Genomic DNA, 17,940 nt, shown 5'->3' on the forward strand with positions numbered 1-17,940 from the left:
AGCCCAGGGACGCTAGAATTTCAATGCCAATTCTTCACCATCTAGCACGCACCGGCGGCACTCTCATCTCTCGCTGCCTGGCGTCGATGGATGGCGTTTGTTTGTTGAGCGAGATCAATCCTGGGGGCACGGATCGATTCAATCCGCTTCGGCAAGCCGCGAATTGGTATGGGCTCCTTGCAGAGGACGAAGTTCGTGAAATCGCGACAGGCGATTCGGTGGCCTTCGTCGCGGCGATCGAGCTGATCGCGGCACGGGCGAAAGAGCGGGGGCTCATGCTCGTGATTCGGGATTGGTCGCACTTGGATTGGATTGGGTTTCCTTTTACTCAGCCACAAAAGAAATCCGCGTGGAACGCGTTGTCGATGCCGGCGTTGGTTGGTTGCGATCGCCCGTCCGACGCAAATTCGGCGCGTCCGGTGGAGAAAGACGAGGTGCACGGAAATCTTAAGTTAATGAGGCGCTGTGCGACGGTACGACACCCGGTCGATCAATACTTGAGTATGAAGCGATTGGGGGCTTTGGCGGCCCAGTGGGATGACATGGCGGTATGGCGCGGAATGCGCGAGTTTGCGGAATTTGTGCAGACGATGACCTGGATTCGCTTTGAAGATTTTGTGCACCGTCCTGATGCAGCTTTGCGTGTGATCTGCGATGTAATTGGATTGACTTACGACGATGGGTGGCAACTTCGTTGGCAAGACTACCACAAGATCACAGGAGACGCTTCACAGGGACGACGTCGTTCGATTGTGGCGAGGCCTCGCACAGCGGTCGATCCATCGCTCTGGAATTCATTACGCAACAACGGAGATTTCTTTGCGACATTGGAGTTGCTCGGATATCCGACGCCCGAACCACTTCGTCGTCGATGGTACGCGGCGTCGGAGTTGCCTGCGGATCGATTGGAGGGTGCTGACAAGCGGAGGCTGGATTGGGATGAAGAAGTGGTGCGGGCGCGTCAGGCGTATGAGGATGCGGGCGGCGACGTGGACAGTTCACTTCGGTTGGCGGAGGCATCGGGTTGGATCGGCCAAGTCGATGAGGCTGCCGATGTACTGTTGAAATTGGTGCAATTTTGTGAAGCTGGGCTCGAAGTTGAAGTGAAATCTCTGCCGCGGATCCTCTCGACAACCTGCGATATGCTTGACCGGGCGGAGCGGAAGTACGAATCCATCCCCATCCGCCGTCGTTGGGCGCAAGTCGATCCTACACATCAGGGGAATCTATTTCACCTTTCGCTTCTGCTCGCAGGCGTGGGCGAGATCGACGAATCACTGTCGTATTGCCGCCGTCTGCTCGACGTTGACGTGCGACATACGGGTGCGGCAGCGAACTATCTGCTTTATATGAACTACTCGGATCGGTACTCTGCAGCCGAGATTTCAAATGAGCACTTTCGCGTTGGGATGCACTTTACCCAGCCTTCCGATTCGTTGCCGCCACGTCCGCGGATGGCTGCCGAAAAAATTCGCGTGGGCTATCTGGGAAGCGATTTTTATACCCATCCTGTTGGCAAAATTATCTTGCCGATTCTGCAGTCACACGATCTCAAACGATGTGAAATTAACATCTACCATGATGGAAAAAAATCGGATGCGACGACCAATGCGATCAAAGAATCGGTCGACTACTTTACAAGCGTGCAAGGATGGGCCGACGATCGGCTGTTGGAAAGCGTCCGGCTGGATGACCTCGACGTGCTGATCGACTTGGGAGGATACACGGGTGGTGGGAATCGGCTTAGAGTGCTCGCGAAACGGTTGGCTCCAGTGCAGGCATCGTTTTTGGGTTACCCACATACTTCGGCAATCCCATCGATGGATTATCGGTTTACGGATCGATTTGCCGATCCGCCAGGCTTAACTGATCATCTCTATGGAGAGCGGCTTGTCTGGCTTGAGCATGCCCACCTCGCTTGGCGACCCTATGGGATCGCTGAGGACATCGTGTCAGTGCCAAGTTCACAACCGACGCTGGGAGTCTTCAATAACGTGGCGAAAATCTCTCCCACCGCAATTTCTACTTACGCAGAGATTTTACGTCGCGTTCCCCGTGCAACCATCTTGTTCAAGTACGGAGATCGTTTCGCTGTCTCGACCTTGAGGGACCGTTATCGCCAGGTATTTGCCACCCACGGAATCTCTCCGGATCGGCTGCAGTTTCGCACACAGACGGAGACGCTCAAGGAGCATCTGCAGACGATGGCGAATGTTGATTTGGCGCTTGATTCGTTTCCGTACCAGGGCACAATGACCTCGCTTGAGTGTTTGTGTGTGGGCACTCCAATCATTTCTTGCTGTGGGAATTACTACGCTCATCGAGCGACGTCTGCGATGATGATTCGCATGGGGCTGCAGGAACTTGTTGCCGACGACAGGAACGAATACGTTGAGATAGCAGTGGAAATGTTACACGACCGGGGCCGGTTGCCTGGGTTACGCAAAGAAATCCAGCATCGTTTTGATCGGAGTGCGTTGACCGACCCGACCGGTCTTGCACGTGAACTGGAGTCAACTTTCGAGGAGTGGGTCCGTTGAGCCAGACGCGGCGGCCTCGTCGTGTGCTATACGCCTGGGAGTGGGGCGCAGGGTCGGGGCATGTCCAGAGGTTCCTGCCGATCGCCGATGCGGTTTCGCAAAACGGTGACGACGTCATTTGGGTACTGAAGGAGATGGATCGACTGAAGTCGTGTCCTACGCGCAAAGGGTATCAAGTAGTGCGTTGCCCGCAGCTGAAACCTTGCCGCTGTGGCGATGCGATTCCACCCCGAAATTTGGCGGCAATTACTTGGAATTTGGGTTACCACGACGCGGAACGTCTGGTCTCGGTGGTGCGAGATTGGCTTGAGATATTCATCCGCACTCGACCAGACTTGGTGGTCCAGGATTTCGGAGCGACGGCGGGAATGATTGCTCGATCCATTGGGATTCGAACCATGCGCATTGGTACCGGCTACACCTGTCCGCCTCGTCGCGAACTTCCGGTCGATCTACCTTGGTTTGCGAAACGGCTGAGCAGTGAGGAGCTACAGAACTCGCCATCGAATTCTTTCGCGAATTGCACAACCTCGCTGGCTTATGAAAAGGTAATGGACCGTATCGCAGCGGCGTGTCGGGTCAACGGTCTTTCGGTGCCAAGCCGGTGGGACGAAGTCGTCGAGGGCTGTGAGGATGATATTCTCGCGACGTTGCCGCTATTGGATCCGTACGCAGCGGTGCGAGCGTCTCCAACTTGGGATGGCGTTTGGGTTGGGCGTCAATGCTTAGCCCGCGTGACCGACGATAACAATTCAGCATCGAACTCAGAGTCAGCAGCGGTATTGGCTTATCTCAAGCCATTTGCTCATTGGAAACAGCTTTTTGCTGCGTTGAAACAGCTTCGCGTTCGCGTGGACTTAGTCGCCGATGGCGTCAGTGAAAATTTACTGCAGCAGTGCGATCCCGCATGGGTGCGGATTTGCGATGGATTCCGCTCCATCGAGGCAGCGGCCGCTGGCGGCATGACTTTGATCAACAATGGCAATCACGGATCGACGGCTTTGTCACTGCTGCACGGGATGCCAGTTATTGCTTGTCCGCTCTTTTTTGAACAGCGATTAACAGCCGAGGCGATTGAGGAGGCTGGGGTGGGCACGTTTCTGGACGTGCGTTATCCCGATCGGTTTATTGAGACCTTGCGCACTGGATTGCAAGAGGAGCGTTTTCGTGCGCGGGCAAAGCGATTTGAGGAACGTCACGCAAGTTTGTTCCGTGATCAGAGTGCTGCTGTCCTCGACCGATTGAATCGTCAATTGGGATAGCGAATTTGGGGGAGGCGGCATCGGGATGCCGTCCCTGACGAGACTTAAGGCAGTTCACTCAACATTGCTAGTTCGCTAACAAGGTACCGAAGGCTCGCGAGGTTCTTCTCGGAATTTAGTGGCACCGAACTCGCGGTTTGATTCGCAGTTGGCCTGCACAGTGTGGTGGATTTTCGAGGCATTGACTCCTGCGTCCAATGATTTTTTTGCATCGGTCGAGAGTAGACCGTACACTGACTTGTGCCGGGAAAAACGGACGCGGGCCTGGGAAGGGATATCTCGGTCGATAGCGCGCCAATGGTGCGACAAGTTCTCGACGGGAATACACTCGTCGAGGACTTCCTTTTTTGCCCATTGGACGCAGGAGTAAATGCCTGAAAAATCGGTCCATCCGGGATTGTCGTGGGTAAATCCAGCATGTTGGATTTTAGAGGCATGGCGGTGGCGTCCGAAATGAGCGATGCCGTCCCAGGGTAAACGCTGACGGCGGACGCATCCGCCGCCAGCCGAAGGCACCTTTCGGCTCACCCCGACCGAGATATTCCTCGGCAAGTTGCTTCCCAGCAGAGCTTGCTTCCGCCTCTCCCGGCAAAACGATCCTACCACAGCTGCATCAGCCTGACAAAGATTTCGGACGCCACCGACATGCCTTGAAAATCCCGCACACCTGGCTCACCGCTGCGAAACCCGAATGGACCGAAAAATCCAACATCCTGCACTCCAGCCACTAAAGTCCGTGAAGAACCACTCGCGACGGGCGGAGCCGTTGGTCGACTATCAGAATTTGCGTGGGGTCACGCGGCCTTGGACTCGGCAGGGGAGACCGTGAATCCGCAGGAAGCCTTCAGCGTCGTCTTGGTTGTACGTGCCGCCACCTTCCATCGTTGCAATCTCTTCGTCGTAGAGGCTGTTCGGGCTCTGACGCGAAGCGACCATGATGTTGCCTTTGTAGAGTTGCAGGGTGACTTCACCGGTGACCGGTTTTTGGGCCTCCCGAATGAACGCGAACAGGGCGTCCATTTTCGGTGTGTACCAGAACCCGTAATAAACCATCTCGGCCACTTCGGGGGCGAGCCGATCACGCAGGTGCATCAGGTCGCGGTCCATGGTGAGCTGCTCGACGTTCATCAATGCGTCGTAGAGGACGGTCATGCCGGGTGATTCATACACACCACGGCTCTTCATACCGACAAAGCGATTCTCGACCATGTCGATTCGACCGACGCCATTGCGACCGGCGATCGTATTGAGCTGCTCGACCATTTCGAGCGCTGAGACTTTTTTACCATTGAGTGTCACGGGCACACCGGACTCGAATCCGATCGTGACTTCTTCGGCTTTGTCAGGGGCATCTTGTGGAGAGACGCCCATGCCGAACTCGACCAGCTCGACACCATTGACGTCGAGTTCTTCCAGCTTGCCGGCTTCGTAAGAGATGTGGAGAACGTTTTCGTCGCTACTGTACGGCTTCGCGGTCGAGGCTTTAACGGGGATCCGTTTGGCATCGCAGTACTCGATCAGTTCGGTACGACCAGGGAAGGCTTCCCGGAACGACTTGATTCGCCACGGCGCGATCATTTCGATGTCGGGGTTGAGAGCTTCGGCGGCGAGCTGGAAGCGGCATTGGTCGTTGCCCTTGCCGGTAGCTCCGTGAGCGTAGGCGGTCGCACCAACTTCGCGTGCCACTTCGAGGCAGACTTTACTGATCAGCGGGCGGGCGATGGAGGTGCCGAGCAGATAGATTTGCTCGTATTTGGCTTGCCACGCCAGCACGGGGAAAGCGAAATCGCGGCAGAGTTCTTCGCGGACGTCGACCAAACGTGACGATTTTGCCCCGCAGTTGCGGGCCTTTTCCATGATCGCGTCACGATCTTCACAGGGCTGGCCCAAATCCACGTAGACGCAGTGAACTTCGTAGCCCTGGTCTTGCAACCAACCGAGGATGACCGAGGTATCGAGTCCACCGGAATAGGCCAGCACGCAACTTTTCATATCGATTCAGCATCCAAATGCGGGGTGAGTTTGTCTATTGTATAGGAAAGAGAACATTTAACAGCCGTCTCGAAAAGGGGGGCACGGCCGCCAACGGGGAGCAGCGAATCGCGTCTGCAGCGCAGTGACCTGCCCCGACAGGCCTGCGGCAGTATAAACTGATCATCCGTCCGAGTTCGCATCCCCCCGCCATGAAATCCTCCGATGAACTCTCCTGCCCCGTCATCGCCGTCCGCCGGCCAAGTCCCCTCCCCTGCCCTGTTAGAGATGTTAGCGGCGGTAGCCGATGGAACCATGGCGGTCGAACAGGCAGCCGATGACTTAGCGGGAAGATTAGCGGCAACCGCCCGCGAAGCGTCCACTTTTGCGGGGATCGCTCCGATCCCGGGAGCGACCGTGGATATTGGTCGTCGGGCGCGCTGTGGATTCGGAGAAGTCATCTACGGCGAGGGCAAGAGCACGGAGTTAATGATTCGCATCGTCGAAACGCAACTCGATGCAGGCGAGCACTGTTTGATCACGCGGATTGATTCGATGGCGGCCGCCCAGTTGCGACGGCATTTTGCGTGCACGCACCACAATCCACTCGCTCGCACGCTGCGAATTTCTGCTGAGGCGGATCTGCTCGTCTGTCCGCTACGTGAGGAAAGTATCGCTCACGTTGCCATCGTGACCGCCGGCAGTACGGATGCGGCGGTGGCCGAAGAGGCGGCCGAAACACTGGCTTGGATGGGTATCCCCCATGACCGGTTTGAGGACATTGGTGTCGCCGGACCGCAGCGAGTTTTGGCGGCGGTTCCAGAGCTGCGGAAGGCAGCCGCGATCGTCGTGATTGCAGGCATGGAGGGTGCACTGCCGCCAACGGTGGCCGGGCACGTGGCTGTGCCAGTGATCGCAGTGCCCACGAGCACCGGCTATGGCGCGAACTTTGCCGGCCTGACGCCGCTGATGGGGATGCTGACGTCCTGTGCTCCCAACGTGGCCGTGGTGAATATTGACGCTGGTTTTAAAGGTGCCTACTTAGCTGGCTTGATCGCGGCGGGACTCAACGCAAAGAATGGTAGCCAGACGGCTGCGTCCCTCTGAGCTAGCGGTAGCGCCCGTTGTCGCGTCGAGTGGAGCCGCCGATCGACGATCATTCCCATGAGTGGGGGTGATGCAACGGGTACAATCACTGCGGCCCAACCCTACGACGCGTGCCCGGGAAGTTGCCGGTCTGCACACCGAACTGGCACGATTCCAAGGAGAGAACTCATGACTGCGGCCTCGCCTCCGTTGCGTTTACCGTCTCGCGAATCCGCCGATCACAAAGGCACCTTTGGCCGTGTCTTGCTGGTGGGTGGATCGAGGGGAATGGCGGGTTCGATTACGCTGTCCTCGATCGCGGCGCTGCATACCGGTTCGGGATTGGTTTCGGCGGCAGTTCCCGATCGAGTTCTGGAGACCGTTGCTGGTTTCCACCCTGCTTTGATGACGACCGCCCTGCCCTGCCTCGACGGCAGCTTTGCAACCGAGGCGTGGCCGGAGTTGCGTCCGGCCGTGGCGCGGCAGGACGCAATCGGCGTGGGGCCTGGGATGGGCACGGGAGAAGGTAGCACAGTGATTGTCGAGGAGTTGCTGCGACAGCGTCGTACGGCGCTGGTGATCGATGCTGACGCGCTGAATATCATCTCTCAGGAACATTGGTTTGATGACGACGCCTGCGCTCGAGTCGCGGACAATGCTCCTGTGGTCCTGACGCCTCACCCCGGTGAACTGGCTCGTTTGACGGGTGTTGATGCCAAGGACGGCGCGGCTCAGCTCACGGCCGCTCAACAGCTCGCCGACCGATTGCGGGTCACGATTGTGGTCAAAGGTGGCCCAACCCACGTCGTCGATGGTTGTTCAGTGGATCGACCTCGCCGCGCCTACGTCAACGGCACCGGCAATCCTGGCATGGGGACGGCGGGTTGTGGAGACGTGTTGACCGGCGTGATTACGTCACTGCTCGGACAGGGATTATCGGGTTGGGATGCGGCCCGATTGGGGGTCTGGATTCATGGCCGGGCAGGCGATGCCGCCGCGGCCGGAATTTCTCAGACAGGGATGACGGCCTGGCATTTGGTCCAGACTCTCGCTGCTGTGGCCGATGAGATGGTTGATCGTCGCCGGACGGCCCCGTCCAGCTGAGGTGGGTGGTCGGGCGGTTACGATTGGTCGGGCAGATTCTCATTACGAGTGAGTTCGCCATCTCACGGACTCTCCCCCCACTGCGTTCGGGGAGGATGAAGTCACGCAAACGCTTGTGCCATAGGAAGAGGCTCGTGCCGTAGGAACAGGCTCGTGCCGCAGGAAGAGGTTCGTGCCGCAGGAAGAGAAACGTGCGCGAGTTCAAAACGGGGCATCCTCAGAATCGGGTTTCCGCTGCGATTGACGATCCGCTAAGATCGCGTGGTTCGTTGTTCCTATTTGCCAAAGAAGTCCACTTTGATTTCCACGCCGCCCCCCGCGATCTCTGTGAAGGACTTGCGTAAAAGCTACCCGCAACCGGGAGCCGGTTGGGGATTTGGTGGCGGGGCAGTCAAGCAACACGTGGCGCTCGACGGGATCACCTTTGAACTGCAGCAGGGCGAGCGTCTTGCATACCTCGGGCCGAACGGAGCCGGCAAAACGACGATGATTCGTTGTCTTTCCGGACGTGCCCAAGCGGACTCAGGGACGATCGATATGCTCGGGCAACGGGTCCAGCGGACTTCACCCCGCGATATGCTGGGACTCGTCCCCCAAGAAATCGCGTTGTACGCGGATCTCACGACGCGCGAAAATCTATTTGCGTTTGGCCGTTTTCATGGTCTGCGAGGCTCGACACTTAAACGTCAAGTCGACTGGGCGTTGAAGTGGACGGGGCTGGCTGATCGCGGTGACGAACTCGTTGCCACGTTTTCGGGAGGGATGAAACGTCGCATCAATCTGGCCTGTGGCGTCTTGCACGAGCCCGAAGTGCTGTTGCTTGACGAACCCAGCGTGGGTGTCGATCCCCAGAGCCGTGAACGGATCTTTCTTATGCTGGACCAACTCAGCGAGCGCGGCACTTCGATCTTATTGACGACCCATCATCTCGATGAAGCGGAAACACAGTGCGACCGGATCGTGATTGCCGATCATGGTCGCGTCGTGGCTGCGGGCACATTTGACGAATTGCTGCGGCAAACGATTGGCGTCGATCGCGTGGTTCGCATTCAACTTGAGCAACCCTTGCGAGGCCACGGCAACGAGCCACTGGCGACCAGCGGTGTCAGGTTGTCGGCGACACCGGGGGAGTCTCATGTCACTGCGAAGGTGTCTGAGATCGCCGTCGGCTTGCCCCGTCTGATCGAAGCTGTTGGAGCGGCGAGATATACCGTCGCGGACGTCGAAGTGCACAGTCCTACACTGCATCACGTGTTTTTGCATCTCACTGGTCGCGAGCTCAGGGATTGAACGATCTGTGATTTGGAAAGTAATTGAAATTCATCTGCGTCGCCTCCGCCATAATCGAGTGGAGTGGTTGTTGACGTTCGTAGTGCCTATCGCCTTCTTCAGTATTTTTGCGTGGATCTTCACCCATGGGGTGGGGACAACACCGAAAGTCAAAGTGGCGCTCGTCAATGCGGCGGGATCTGATCGTTGCCAAGAGATTCTTGACCAACTCAGTGAGAGCGAGGGGCTGCGAGTGATGCCGGGACCGGACGAAACGTCGGTGCTCGATCGGCAGGCCGCGGAAACGATGGTTCGCCGCGGCATTGCGACGATCGCCGTAGTGCTTGATATCGATAACGATCAGCTGTCCGCTGAATTGCTCAATGATTCTTCCGACAAAGTCGCCAGCCAAGTGGTGACGGCCCTGGTCACGCAGGCGGTGATCGGCGAGGCAATGCCCACGACTGTGCGGGCAGAGGGTCCGGCGGGATCACTGATAGGGGAACCAACCGAAGCGCGTACAGGAAATCCTGTACCGAAAAAAGAGACTGCCACTCAAGACGACACCACCCAAGACGACAGAGAGTTCGCTCAGTTCGTGCGCAACGTCGCGGCGACATCCAGACCCGGATCACAGCCGGGCACCCCTTCCGCAGATCCGCCGCTGTTAGCAGCGCCCAGGATTGAGGTCGTCAATATTCTCGGGCAAGGCAAATCGAATCCAGTTGTCAGCGTCTATGCCGCTGGGATTGCGGTCATGTTCTTGCTCTTCAACGCCTCCACCGGTGGAGGCGTGTTGCTGGAAGAGCGTGAGAACCAGACGCTCGAGCGTCTGTTGGCCACGCAGATGACCATGGATCAGTTGTTGTTAGGCAAGTGGTTTTACCTGACCTTGTTAGGCTGTGTGCAGGTCACGGTGATGTTCTTGTGGGCCCAACTCGTCTTTGGGTTGGATCTACTCGGGCATCTCGATGGTTTTGCCATCATGACGCTGGCGACAGCTTCAGCCGCGGCTTCGTTTGGTTTGTTTTTAGCGACCTTGTGCCGGACACGTGGTCAACTCGGCGGCCTCTCCGTGATTGCCATCCTCACCATGAGCGCTTTGGGCGGCTCGATGGTGCCTCGCTACGTGATGAGCGAGTCGTTGCAGCAAGCGGGTTTGTGGACATTCAACGCGTGGGCGCTCGATGGCTACGACAAAGTCTTTTGGCGTGAGCTTCCCGTGGGCGAACTCGGACCCCAGCTCACGGTGTTGTTGGCAGCTGCGTTCGGATTGCTGGTAGCCGCCCGCGTGCTGGCGATTCGCTGGGAGACTGCGTGAGTCGGTACTGCGGACAGGATGGCCGTGGACCCATGCGCGACGGTTACCTGTGCAATTAACCGGAGTACTTTTCGAGCAGCTTCGCCACGGCAGCAGGATCATCGGCGGCTCGCAGATCCTCGATCTGTTTCTCGGAAACGCCAATTTTTTCTAAATGACTGGCCAGCCGCTTCCAGACCGTCTCTCGCTTTTTGCCCTCGCTGAGATACAGATCCGTGACCGCCTCGGAGGCCTTTTGCAGACCGATCACGTCGCGATTCTGGTAGTAATTGCGAATGATCTTTTCTTGATGCGGTGTGCGATTCATCGCTGATTCAACTTTTCTTCGGCGCGGGCGGCGCGGAGTGCGGCTGCTTCACGTGGCAGCTTGAACTCAGGCCCCGCTGGGAAATACTGGACATCGTCCTGTAAATAGTACGGGCTCGGCAGCGTTTGACCATTCAGGGATGTTTGACAGCCTGTGGTAGCAGCCAGAATCGTCGTCAGGGTGGTCAGCGCCACTACAGTGGTCACATTTCGTCGTAGATTCATGATATTTGTCATCGTGGTACGCCTTTTGCGCGATTCAGGTCCAGCCAATCGGTGGCACAATCGTTATCGGCGGCATAACCCGGCTAACTTCACTGGATTCTTCGGAAATCGAGTGTTTCTCGATCTGACGTGGACGTGCTATCGTAGTGGGTGAGGATCTCGGTAGCTGGGGACCATTGCCCCGAGCGAGAAAATCGGTCACGGACGGGACCGCGGTCCCCTCCTACGAATCTTGAGACACCTATCCCGTCTTCGTCCCAGGCATCCTGACCAGGCTGTGCTATGAACTTTCCTTCCATCGACCGCCGCCGATTTCTGCACGCCCTCGCCGCGGGCGGTTGCGTCGCGGCCGCCCAGGCGGTTCCCAACACGGCCAACGCTGCGATTCCAAAACCCAAGTGGCTGGAGGCGATCAACCGTGGTCTGGAGTATCTGGCCAGCAAACAGTCCTCACGTGGCCAGTGGAACACGACCGTTTACCCGACTGCGATGGCGGCGTTATCCGGAACGGCTCTGATCGCCAGTGGGAGCACGACGACGCAGGGCCCGTACGCCCGCCAGATCGCTCGAGCTGCGGATTTCATTATTAGCAAATCCCGCGGAAATGGCTTGATTGGCGACCCACAAACCGATGCGCGATACACGTATGGCCACGGCTTTTCGATGCTGTTTCTGTCGCAGGTCCTCGGCGAAGAAGGACTGCTCGACCGTCGGGAGGAAATCGTCGACGTGCTCAGCCGAGCGGTTCAATTCAGTGGAAACGCTCAAACCGCCGCTGGCGGGTGGGGCTACGTGTCAGCCAAGGAGGGCAATGATTTTGACGAGGGTAGCACCACCATTACGCAGGTTCAGGGACTGCGAGGCTGTCGCAATGCGGGGATTCCTGTCAGTGGTGAGGTGATTGAGAAGGCGAAGGAATACATCTATCGCTGTCAAAACCCAGACGGCGGGATCAGCTACAGTAGCCGGCAAACGGGCAGCAGCCGACCAGCGATCACGGCGGCGGCTCTGGCGGCGCTCTACAACGCGGGCGATTACGACAGTGAGCAAGTGCCCGAGATGCTGGCCTACACCAAGGAATCCCTGCACGATCTTGGTGACGCAGGCGCTGCGTTTGGCCACTGGCACTACACCTATCTCTACTACAGCCAAGTGGTCTACCGGCAAGGCGATCAGGAGTGGTTCCCGTTTCGCGACCGGCTGTACGATCGTATTTCGGCTGAGCAACAACCTGATGGCTCGTGGACTGGCCCGATTCACCCGGTGTACATCACCGCGTGTAACCTCACGATGCTGCAACTCGACCGCGGCTTTCTGCCGATCTATCAGCGGTGACTCACAAAGTTCAAAAAAATCATCTGACTTGACTTTTTTGTCTCAAGTTTGCTAACCCCACGGCTAACGCATTGCGTGCGTTAACAGATTGTTGAAAAACTGAGCCGAGACGCGTGAGCGGTCGGGCCGGCGATCATGCCCGCTGCCTGGCGGCTCTCGATCGCGATCATGCCGGGGGCCTTGCGGCTCTCGGCTCACGATCGTGGCAATCAACAGTCTGTTTTGAATTTATCACTGTGGGAGCGTCTCATCGCGTTGCCAGCCGTGTCCGGGTCTGAGGCCGTGATCATCACATGACAAAGCAAATCCAAGCGGGCGATGGCCCGAGTCACCTCGCCATGAACGCTGCAAAGCTCTTGTTTGCACGCATTGGTGGAGGGCGTTGTGTGCGAGCGATGTCCCGGCTGAACACATGGGTGGCGGCTCCACAGAAGGCGGGTTCAGACGAGAAAGTAGCGCCAGCCTACGTGCATTTTCGCCGCCTGCGCGCCGTCGCGGGAATCCTCCTAGTATGCGTTTGCAGTCCAGTGCCGCTGATCGCCCAGACGTCTCCGACGGCGTCGTCGCCGAGGCGGATACCCGTACGCGGCTACTCTGCGCCCAGCAGTGCCGATTCACGGATACTCAAAGAGAAGCCAGGCGTGCAGCCGGGCCGTGTCACCAGCGTTGAGATTCGAAACGCGGATGGCGAGGTCATGGACTCCGAGTTGGCCGAAGGCGAGTATTTCATGGGAGCGGCACCATTGCCGATCGCAGTCGGACAATCCCTCCCCACCCGCATGGCCTCGTCACCGTCGATGGCGTTGGAGTCACCATTCTTGGACGACCCCGAAGTCATCGTTGGGGAGGAATACGCCGACCCCGAGGTGTTGGAGTTCGACGAGTACTCTGATTTCGAGGGCAGTCAGATGTTCGGCGACTCGATTGACGGCGGATGCGATGCTTGCGACGCAGCCACCACAGGAGTCTGTGACTCGTGTCGCTATGGAGATGGTTACTACGGGCCATATGATGCGCGAGTCGAACACCTGGCAAGATTCTTGGCACACCCGCTTGCCGGATTTTGGGCGCGTGCCGAATACGCCAACTTAACCCTCGATGGGCAAGGTGCACCGCCGTTGGTGACGACTGGCGATCCAGGCACCCCGTTAGCAAACGCGGGTGTCCTGGGGCAATCGGGGACGCGAACGCTCTATGGCGGCAACGAACTGGGGGACGGCAGTCGCTCGGGTGGTCGCTTTGAAATCGGTCGCTATTTTGGTGCCTCCGGGCTCGGTTTATCCGCATCGATTCTATTCGCCGACGATGTCGACGATCAGTTTTCTGCGGACTCCTCCACCTATGCCATTTTGGCCCGCCCCTATGTGGATGTCTCTCCGGGTGGGATGGGTAGCGATGCTGACCTCGTGAGTTTTCCCGCCCAGTATGCCGGTAGTGTCAACGTGCAGTCGTCAACGCAGTTCGCTGCCGGAGATGTACTGTTGCGAGCGATGTTAATCAGCCGGGCGGATCGGCAACTCGAAAGTCTGGTGGGCTACACGTACCTCCAGCTCGACGATGATCTGAACATCAGTGACTCGACCCGGATCCTCGGCAGTAGCAGCGGACTGGGCATCGGCACATTGATCGATCGCACCGACCGCTTCCAAGCGACCAACCGGTTTAACGGAGCCGCATTCGGTGTTCGTACCGAAACCAGCTGGGGACGCTGGTCACTGGCGTCGATGTTGAAGCTCGGCATCGGCCGAACCAGTTCGACCGTGAAGGCTTACGGTCTAACGCGAACGACCGGTCCTGCGGTCGATATTCAGAACGGTGGACTGTTGGTGCAAAGCAGCAATATGGGTTCACGAGACTATAGCGAGTTTGCAGTCTCACCCGAGTTGCGGTTAATGCTCAGCCGCCAACTGCCCTACGGTTGGAACGCTTCGGTGGGATACCACTTTCTCTACCTCAGCCGGGTGCTGCGAGCGGGCGAGCAAATCGATCCTTACCTGAACCTGACGCAGGCCAGTCCCGGCGGTCTGCAAGGCTTCGCATCGCCTCGGCCTGACGTTTACTACAGTGACCTCACCGCCAACGCAATCACGTTTGGCGTGATGCGTAATTTCTAAGTACAGACCCGAGCGGGAGCTCACTGGGATGTCCTTCGAGTGAGCCGAGACGCGTAAGCGGCCGGGCTAGCGACGCTGCCTGGTGGCATTCGGCGCACCGCTGCGTCACACCCCAGTCCATGAAATCGACGGCCCGTTACGTCTCCGGCAGAGTGCGGCCGTCGGATGAAACTCGCAGTTGATGAGAACCGCACACGATCGCGATCCGGCTACACGCTACCAAATGCGGATGCGATTCTCCGGGGCAACGTAAAGTTTGTCGCTCTTATCGATGCCGAATGCCTCGTACCACTCATCCATGTTTCGCACGATGCCGTTAACGCGGTATTCGCTCGGGCTGTGAGGATCGGTGATCAAGCGTTTGCGAAGTTCTTGTTCGCGATACAATCGTCGCCAAATCTGTGACCAACCTAGGAAAAACCGTTGGTCTCCGGTGAGACCGTCGATGACCGGTGCTGCTTTGCCATCGAGAGACAGCTGGTAAGCGGCGTAGGCGACCGCGAGACCGCCCAGGTCACCGATGTTTTCGCCGAGCGTGAGTTCGCCGTTGACGTTCATATCTTCGAAAGGTTTGAATTGGTCGTATTGAGCGCTGAGGCCAGCGGCGCGTTTTTCAAACTCTTCGCGATCGGTCGGCGTCCACCAGTTGCGTAGGTTTCCATCGCCGTCGTATTTGCTGCCTTTGTCGTCGAAGCCATGGCTGAGTTCGTGACCGATGACAGCGCCGATGCCCCCGTAATTCACCGCATCGTCAGCGGCCATGTTGAAAAAGGGTGGCTGCAAAATCGCGGCGGGAAACACGATTTCGTTCATTGTGGGGTTGTAGTAGGCATTGATTGTTTGCGGCGTCATGTGCCATTCATTGCGATCGATCGGTCCCCCGAGTTTGTTCAGGTCGCGATCAAATTCGAACTTGGCCGCAGCAATCATGTTGGTCGCGGGCGAGGCGTCGGTAATTGTCAGTTTCGAGTAGTCCTTCCACTCGTCGGGATAGCCGATCTTGGTGGTGAACTTGTCGAGTTTGACCTGGGCCTGCTTCTGAGTGCCCTTCCCCATCCACTCCCGGGTCTTGATCCGCTGGGCGAAGGCTGTCTTCAAGTTGTTGACCAACTCATTCATGCGGGCTTTCGCCTGCGGGGTGAAATGTTGTTCGACGTAGAGTTGGCCGACGACTTCGCCCAGGACCGCTCCCGTGCCATCGACCGCCCGCTTCCACATCGGTTGTTGTTCGTCGGTACCCGACACCGCTTTGCCATGGAATTCAAAATTTCGTCGCTCCAAGTCTTCCGTCAAGGCGGACGCGTAGGAATCCACGATGTGAAAGTCGAGATAATGCTTCCATGCGTCCAGCGGCGTACCGGTGAGCACGGCATCGATTTCGGTAAAGAAACTGGGTTGGCGAACAACGAGGGCTGCTTGGTCTTTGATCTCGGCAGCCTCCAGCATTTGATTGACTGGGAACTCACTGACGAGCTCGTCGAGTTCGGCCATCGTTTTGCGATTATAGGTCGCGTCGGGGTCGCGGTTCTCCGTCTTGGTCCACTGTCGCTCGGCGATCTGTTTTTCGATTTCGAAGACCTGCTCGGCGGCTGCGGCGGGATCTTCTGTGCCGAGCACGCTGAGCATATCGGCGATGTAGGTCTTCAGTTCACTGCGCAGTTCGTTGTAGCGGGGCTCGTCCTCGAGATAGTAGTCGCGATCGGGCAGGGTCAGTCCCGACTGGGTTAGATAAACGATGTACTCGTCGCTGTGTTTCGCATCGACACTGACATAGGGGGCGAGTGGTCCGTAGACGCCCCGCCGCACAAGTTTACCCATCGCGGTGGCGAGGTCTGCGGGGGATTCAATCCCATCAACGATTTTCAGAAGTGGCTGGATCGGTGTGATTCCTGCTTCATTGCGTTTTTTGACATCCAGCACGGAACGATACATGTCGCCCACCTTCTGACTGGGAGTGCCTGGGGCGGCATCCTCTTCCGCCGCAGCCTCGATCAGCGTGCGGACTTGTTCGCGAGTTTCATCATCGAGAATGGTGAAGATTCCGTAGTTCGACTTGTCTGCAGGAATCGGGGTTTCATCCAACCATTTTTCGTTGGCGTAGGTATAGAAATTCTCGCCCGGCTTCACTGATTCACTGAACAAGGACTGATCGATCCCTGAGACCTTGCCGGTGGCAGTTGCGTCCTCTGCAGTAACTTCTTCTGCGGATAGGCTGGGTGTGGATGGTAGATAGCCCACGCTCATGCCAGCGAGCAGCGTTCCGGCTGCGATCGTACGAATGGCGCGAGGTGGTGGAAGCAGGTTTCGTTTCATAGCGGCATCGCGATCGGGAAAGAGGTCTTGGAAACGTTGCGGTCGTAATTTTGAGGCAATCTCGCTCCACTGCCCAGAGGGCTGTACCACCCTGCCCTGCCCCGTGGTTGGCGATGTGAGGAGGTTGAGGAAGCGTGGGCTGGGGATTCGGGGGCAGGCAGGAGGACTCTCGCTCGGTACGATGGATGGCTGGTTCCTGTTCCCCATCTCTATTTCCAACGCTTAAGTTCTCATGCCTCGTGCAGCCCTGCGAAAGCCGAACCCTGACCTCGATCTGTCGAAATGGCTCAAGAAGCCGGAGGATTTGCCACGGGAGTTGTCCAGTCAAACACTCTTCGGGAACGATCAGCCGCTGGAGATCGAAGTTGGCAGCGGTAAAGGGCTATTTATTCAAACGGAGTCACAACGCTGCCCCGAGCACAACTATTTTGGAATTGAAATCGCCGGCAAATATGCCGCGCATGCGGCCGCGAGGTTGGCGCGTCGAAACCGTGCCAACGCCATGATGTTGTCCGGAGACGCCGAGCCCATTTTTGCCAGTGGCCCTCGCAACTACGCGCAGTCGCCTGGAACGCCCGGAGCTCCCGATGGCGGTAACGATGGTAGGCAAGCACCTCGAATCGCCAACGGATCACTCGAAGCGGTACACGTCTACTTCCCAGATCCATGGTGGAAGAAACGGCATCGCAAGCGGCGGGTGTTGAGCGATGCGAACATCCGCGAGTTCAGTCGCGCACTTCGCACAGGCGGCCGCCTGCATTTTTGGACCGACGTCCTTGACTACTTTGAGCTCACCGTTGAATTGATCGCTGAGATTGCGCCGGAATTCGGCGTGCCGTTGCCAGAGGTGCAGCGAGAATCGACCCATGATCTCGATTATCACACCCACTTCGAAAGACGCAGCCGCAAATTCGGGATACCGGTGTATCGAGTCTGCTATCGCAAACGCGACCGCTCATAACGCAGTTTGAGCCGAGTGCGGCAATTCTCCGTGAATCTAGATATTGAGTAGCCGTGGCTCTCCGAGCCACGTGTCCAGCGCTGATTACCGACGCCCTTATCCGAGCCTCGGAGTGACTCGGCTACTGTACCGT

General features: G+C 57.7%; 14 protein-coding genes. 10 read left to right on the top strand and 4 right to left on the bottom strand.

Annotated elements, in window-relative coordinates; genetic code table 11:
* The first annotated feature begins 23 nt into the window (after positions 1 to 23).
* The gene (locus Poly21_RS05910; RefSeq protein WP_146405991.1) at positions 24 to 2,540 is read left to right on the top strand and encodes an O-linked N-acetylglucosamine transferase, SPINDLY family protein; all 2,517 of its coding nucleotides are present in this window, start codon (positions 24 to 26) and stop codon (positions 2,538 to 2,540) included.
* Positions 2,537 to 3,802 carry a glycosyltransferase family protein gene (locus Poly21_RS05915; RefSeq protein WP_146405992.1) on the top strand — a complete coding sequence of 422 codons (1,266 nt, stop codon included), beginning with the start codon at positions 2,537 to 2,539 and terminating at the stop codon, positions 3,800 to 3,802. Before Poly21_RS05910 ends, Poly21_RS05915 begins: the two co-directional genes overlap by 4 nt.
* A gap of 777 nt (positions 3,803 to 4,579) precedes the next feature.
* Here the strand turns inward: Poly21_RS05915 and Poly21_RS05920 are convergent.
* Complete coding sequence (locus Poly21_RS05920; protein WP_146405993.1) at positions 4,580 to 5,794, bottom strand: argininosuccinate synthase; 1,215 nt, start codon at positions 5,792 to 5,794, stop codon at positions 4,580 to 4,582.
* A gap of 204 nt (positions 5,795 to 5,998) precedes the next feature.
* Here Poly21_RS05920 and larB point away from each other — a divergent pair, with 204 nt between their 5' ends.
* The 5 genes from larB to Poly21_RS05940 all read left to right on the top strand — a co-directional run bounded on the left by larB (position 5,999) and on the right by Poly21_RS05940 (position 10,553).
* A complete protein-coding gene (gene larB, locus Poly21_RS05925; protein WP_146405994.1) occupies positions 5,999 to 6,880 on the top strand; it encodes a nickel pincer cofactor biosynthesis protein LarB in 882 nt (293 codons plus the stop codon).
* A 168-nt stretch (positions 6,881 to 7,048) separates the two neighbouring features.
* On the top strand, positions 7,049 to 7,963 hold the full coding sequence (locus Poly21_RS05930; protein WP_146405995.1) for an NAD(P)H-hydrate dehydratase: 915 nt from the start codon (positions 7,049 to 7,051) through the stop codon (positions 7,961 to 7,963).
* 191 nt (positions 7,964 to 8,154) lie between these two features.
* Positions 8,155 to 8,307, top strand: a complete 153-nt coding sequence (locus Poly21_RS27100) for a hypothetical protein (protein ID WP_302117741.1) — start codon at positions 8,155 to 8,157, stop codon at positions 8,305 to 8,307.
* Positions 8,291 to 9,253: an ABC transporter ATP-binding protein gene (locus Poly21_RS05935; RefSeq protein WP_302117743.1), complete on the top strand. Its 963-nt coding sequence runs from the start codon at positions 8,291 to 8,293 to the stop codon at positions 9,251 to 9,253. The genes Poly21_RS27100 and Poly21_RS05935 overlap by 17 nt, the downstream gene beginning before the upstream one ends.
* A gap of 7 nt (positions 9,254 to 9,260) precedes the next feature.
* Positions 9,261 to 10,553 carry an ABC transporter permease gene (locus tag Poly21_RS05940; RefSeq protein ID WP_146405997.1) on the top strand — a complete coding sequence of 431 codons (1,293 nt, stop codon included), beginning with the start codon at positions 9,261 to 9,263 and terminating at the stop codon, positions 10,551 to 10,553.
* A gap of 55 nt (positions 10,554 to 10,608) precedes the next feature.
* On the opposite strand, the gene Poly21_RS05945 is transcribed toward Poly21_RS05940, so the two are convergent.
* Complete coding sequence (locus Poly21_RS05945; protein WP_146405998.1) at positions 10,609 to 10,860, bottom strand: hypothetical protein; 252 nt, start codon at positions 10,858 to 10,860, stop codon at positions 10,609 to 10,611.
* Positions 10,857 to 11,096, bottom strand: coding sequence for a hypothetical protein (locus Poly21_RS05950; protein ID WP_146405999.1), 240 nt, complete (start codon positions 11,094 to 11,096; stop codon positions 10,857 to 10,859). Before Poly21_RS05950 ends, Poly21_RS05945 begins: the two co-directional genes overlap by 4 nt.
* Positions 11,097 to 11,366: 270 nt before the next feature.
* Here Poly21_RS05950 and Poly21_RS05955 point away from each other — a divergent pair, with 270 nt between their 5' ends.
* On the top strand, positions 11,367 to 12,419 hold the full coding sequence (locus Poly21_RS05955; RefSeq protein ID WP_146406000.1) for a prenyltransferase/squalene oxidase repeat-containing protein: 1,053 nt from the start codon (positions 11,367 to 11,369) through the stop codon (positions 12,417 to 12,419).
* Between the two features lie 293 nt (positions 12,420 to 12,712).
* Positions 12,713 to 14,533, top strand: coding sequence for a BBP7 family outer membrane beta-barrel protein (locus Poly21_RS05960; RefSeq protein ID WP_302117745.1), 1,821 nt, complete (start codon positions 12,713 to 12,715; stop codon positions 14,531 to 14,533).
* Positions 14,534 to 14,749: 216 nt separating this feature from the next.
* Here the strand turns inward: Poly21_RS05960 and Poly21_RS05965 are convergent, their stop codons facing one another.
* Positions 14,750 to 16,846 (bottom strand): M13 family metallopeptidase, encoded by a 2,097-nt coding sequence (locus tag Poly21_RS05965; protein WP_302117747.1) that lies wholly within the window; start codon positions 16,844 to 16,846, stop codon positions 14,750 to 14,752.
* A 232-nt stretch (positions 16,847 to 17,078) separates the two neighbouring features.
* Between Poly21_RS05965 and trmB the strand changes: the two genes are divergently transcribed.
* A complete protein-coding gene (gene trmB, locus Poly21_RS05970; RefSeq protein ID WP_146406001.1) occupies positions 17,079 to 17,807 on the top strand; it encodes a tRNA (guanine(46)-N(7))-methyltransferase TrmB in 729 nt (242 codons plus the stop codon).
* The last annotated feature ends 133 nt before the right edge of the window (positions 17,808 to 17,940 follow it).

It is taken from the genome of Allorhodopirellula heiligendammensis, from assembly GCF_007860105.1.
Taxonomy (GTDB): domain Bacteria; phylum Planctomycetota; class Planctomycetia; order Pirellulales; family Pirellulaceae; genus Rhodopirellula; species Rhodopirellula heiligendammensis.

What these genes read in the sequence shown, in the direction of transcription:
- Poly21_RS05910 (WP_146405991.1), top strand. Translation starts at nt 24, where the DNA reads ATGCCAATTCTTCACCATCTAGCACGCACCGGCGGCACTCTCATCTCT.
- Poly21_RS05920 (WP_146405993.1), bottom strand. Translation starts at nt 5,794, where the DNA reads ATGAAAAGTTGCGTGCTGGCCTATTCCGGTGGACTCGATACCTCGGTC.
- larB (WP_146405994.1), top strand. Translation starts at nt 5,999, where the DNA reads ATGAACTCTCCTGCCCCGTCATCGCCGTCCGCCGGCCAAGTCCCCTCC.
- Poly21_RS05930 (WP_146405995.1), top strand. Translation starts at nt 7,049, where the DNA reads ATGACTGCGGCCTCGCCTCCGTTGCGTTTACCGTCTCGCGAATCCGCC.
- Poly21_RS05945 (WP_146405998.1), bottom strand. Translation starts at nt 10,860, where the DNA reads ATGAATCGCACACCGCATCAAGAAAAGATCATTCGCAATTACTACCAG.
- Poly21_RS05950 (WP_146405999.1), bottom strand. Translation starts at nt 11,096, where the DNA reads ATGACAAATATCATGAATCTACGACGAAATGTGACCACTGTAGTGGCG.
- Poly21_RS05955 (WP_146406000.1), top strand. Translation starts at nt 11,367, where the DNA reads ATGAACTTTCCTTCCATCGACCGCCGCCGATTTCTGCACGCCCTCGCC.
- Poly21_RS05960 (WP_302117745.1), top strand. Translation starts at nt 12,713, where the DNA reads ATGACAAAGCAAATCCAAGCGGGCGATGGCCCGAGTCACCTCGCCATG.
- Poly21_RS05965 (WP_302117747.1), bottom strand. Translation starts at nt 16,846, where the DNA reads ATGAAACGAAACCTGCTTCCACCACCTCGCGCCATTCGTACGATCGCA.
- trmB (WP_146406001.1), top strand. Translation starts at nt 17,079, where the DNA reads ATGCCTCGTGCAGCCCTGCGAAAGCCGAACCCTGACCTCGATCTGTCG.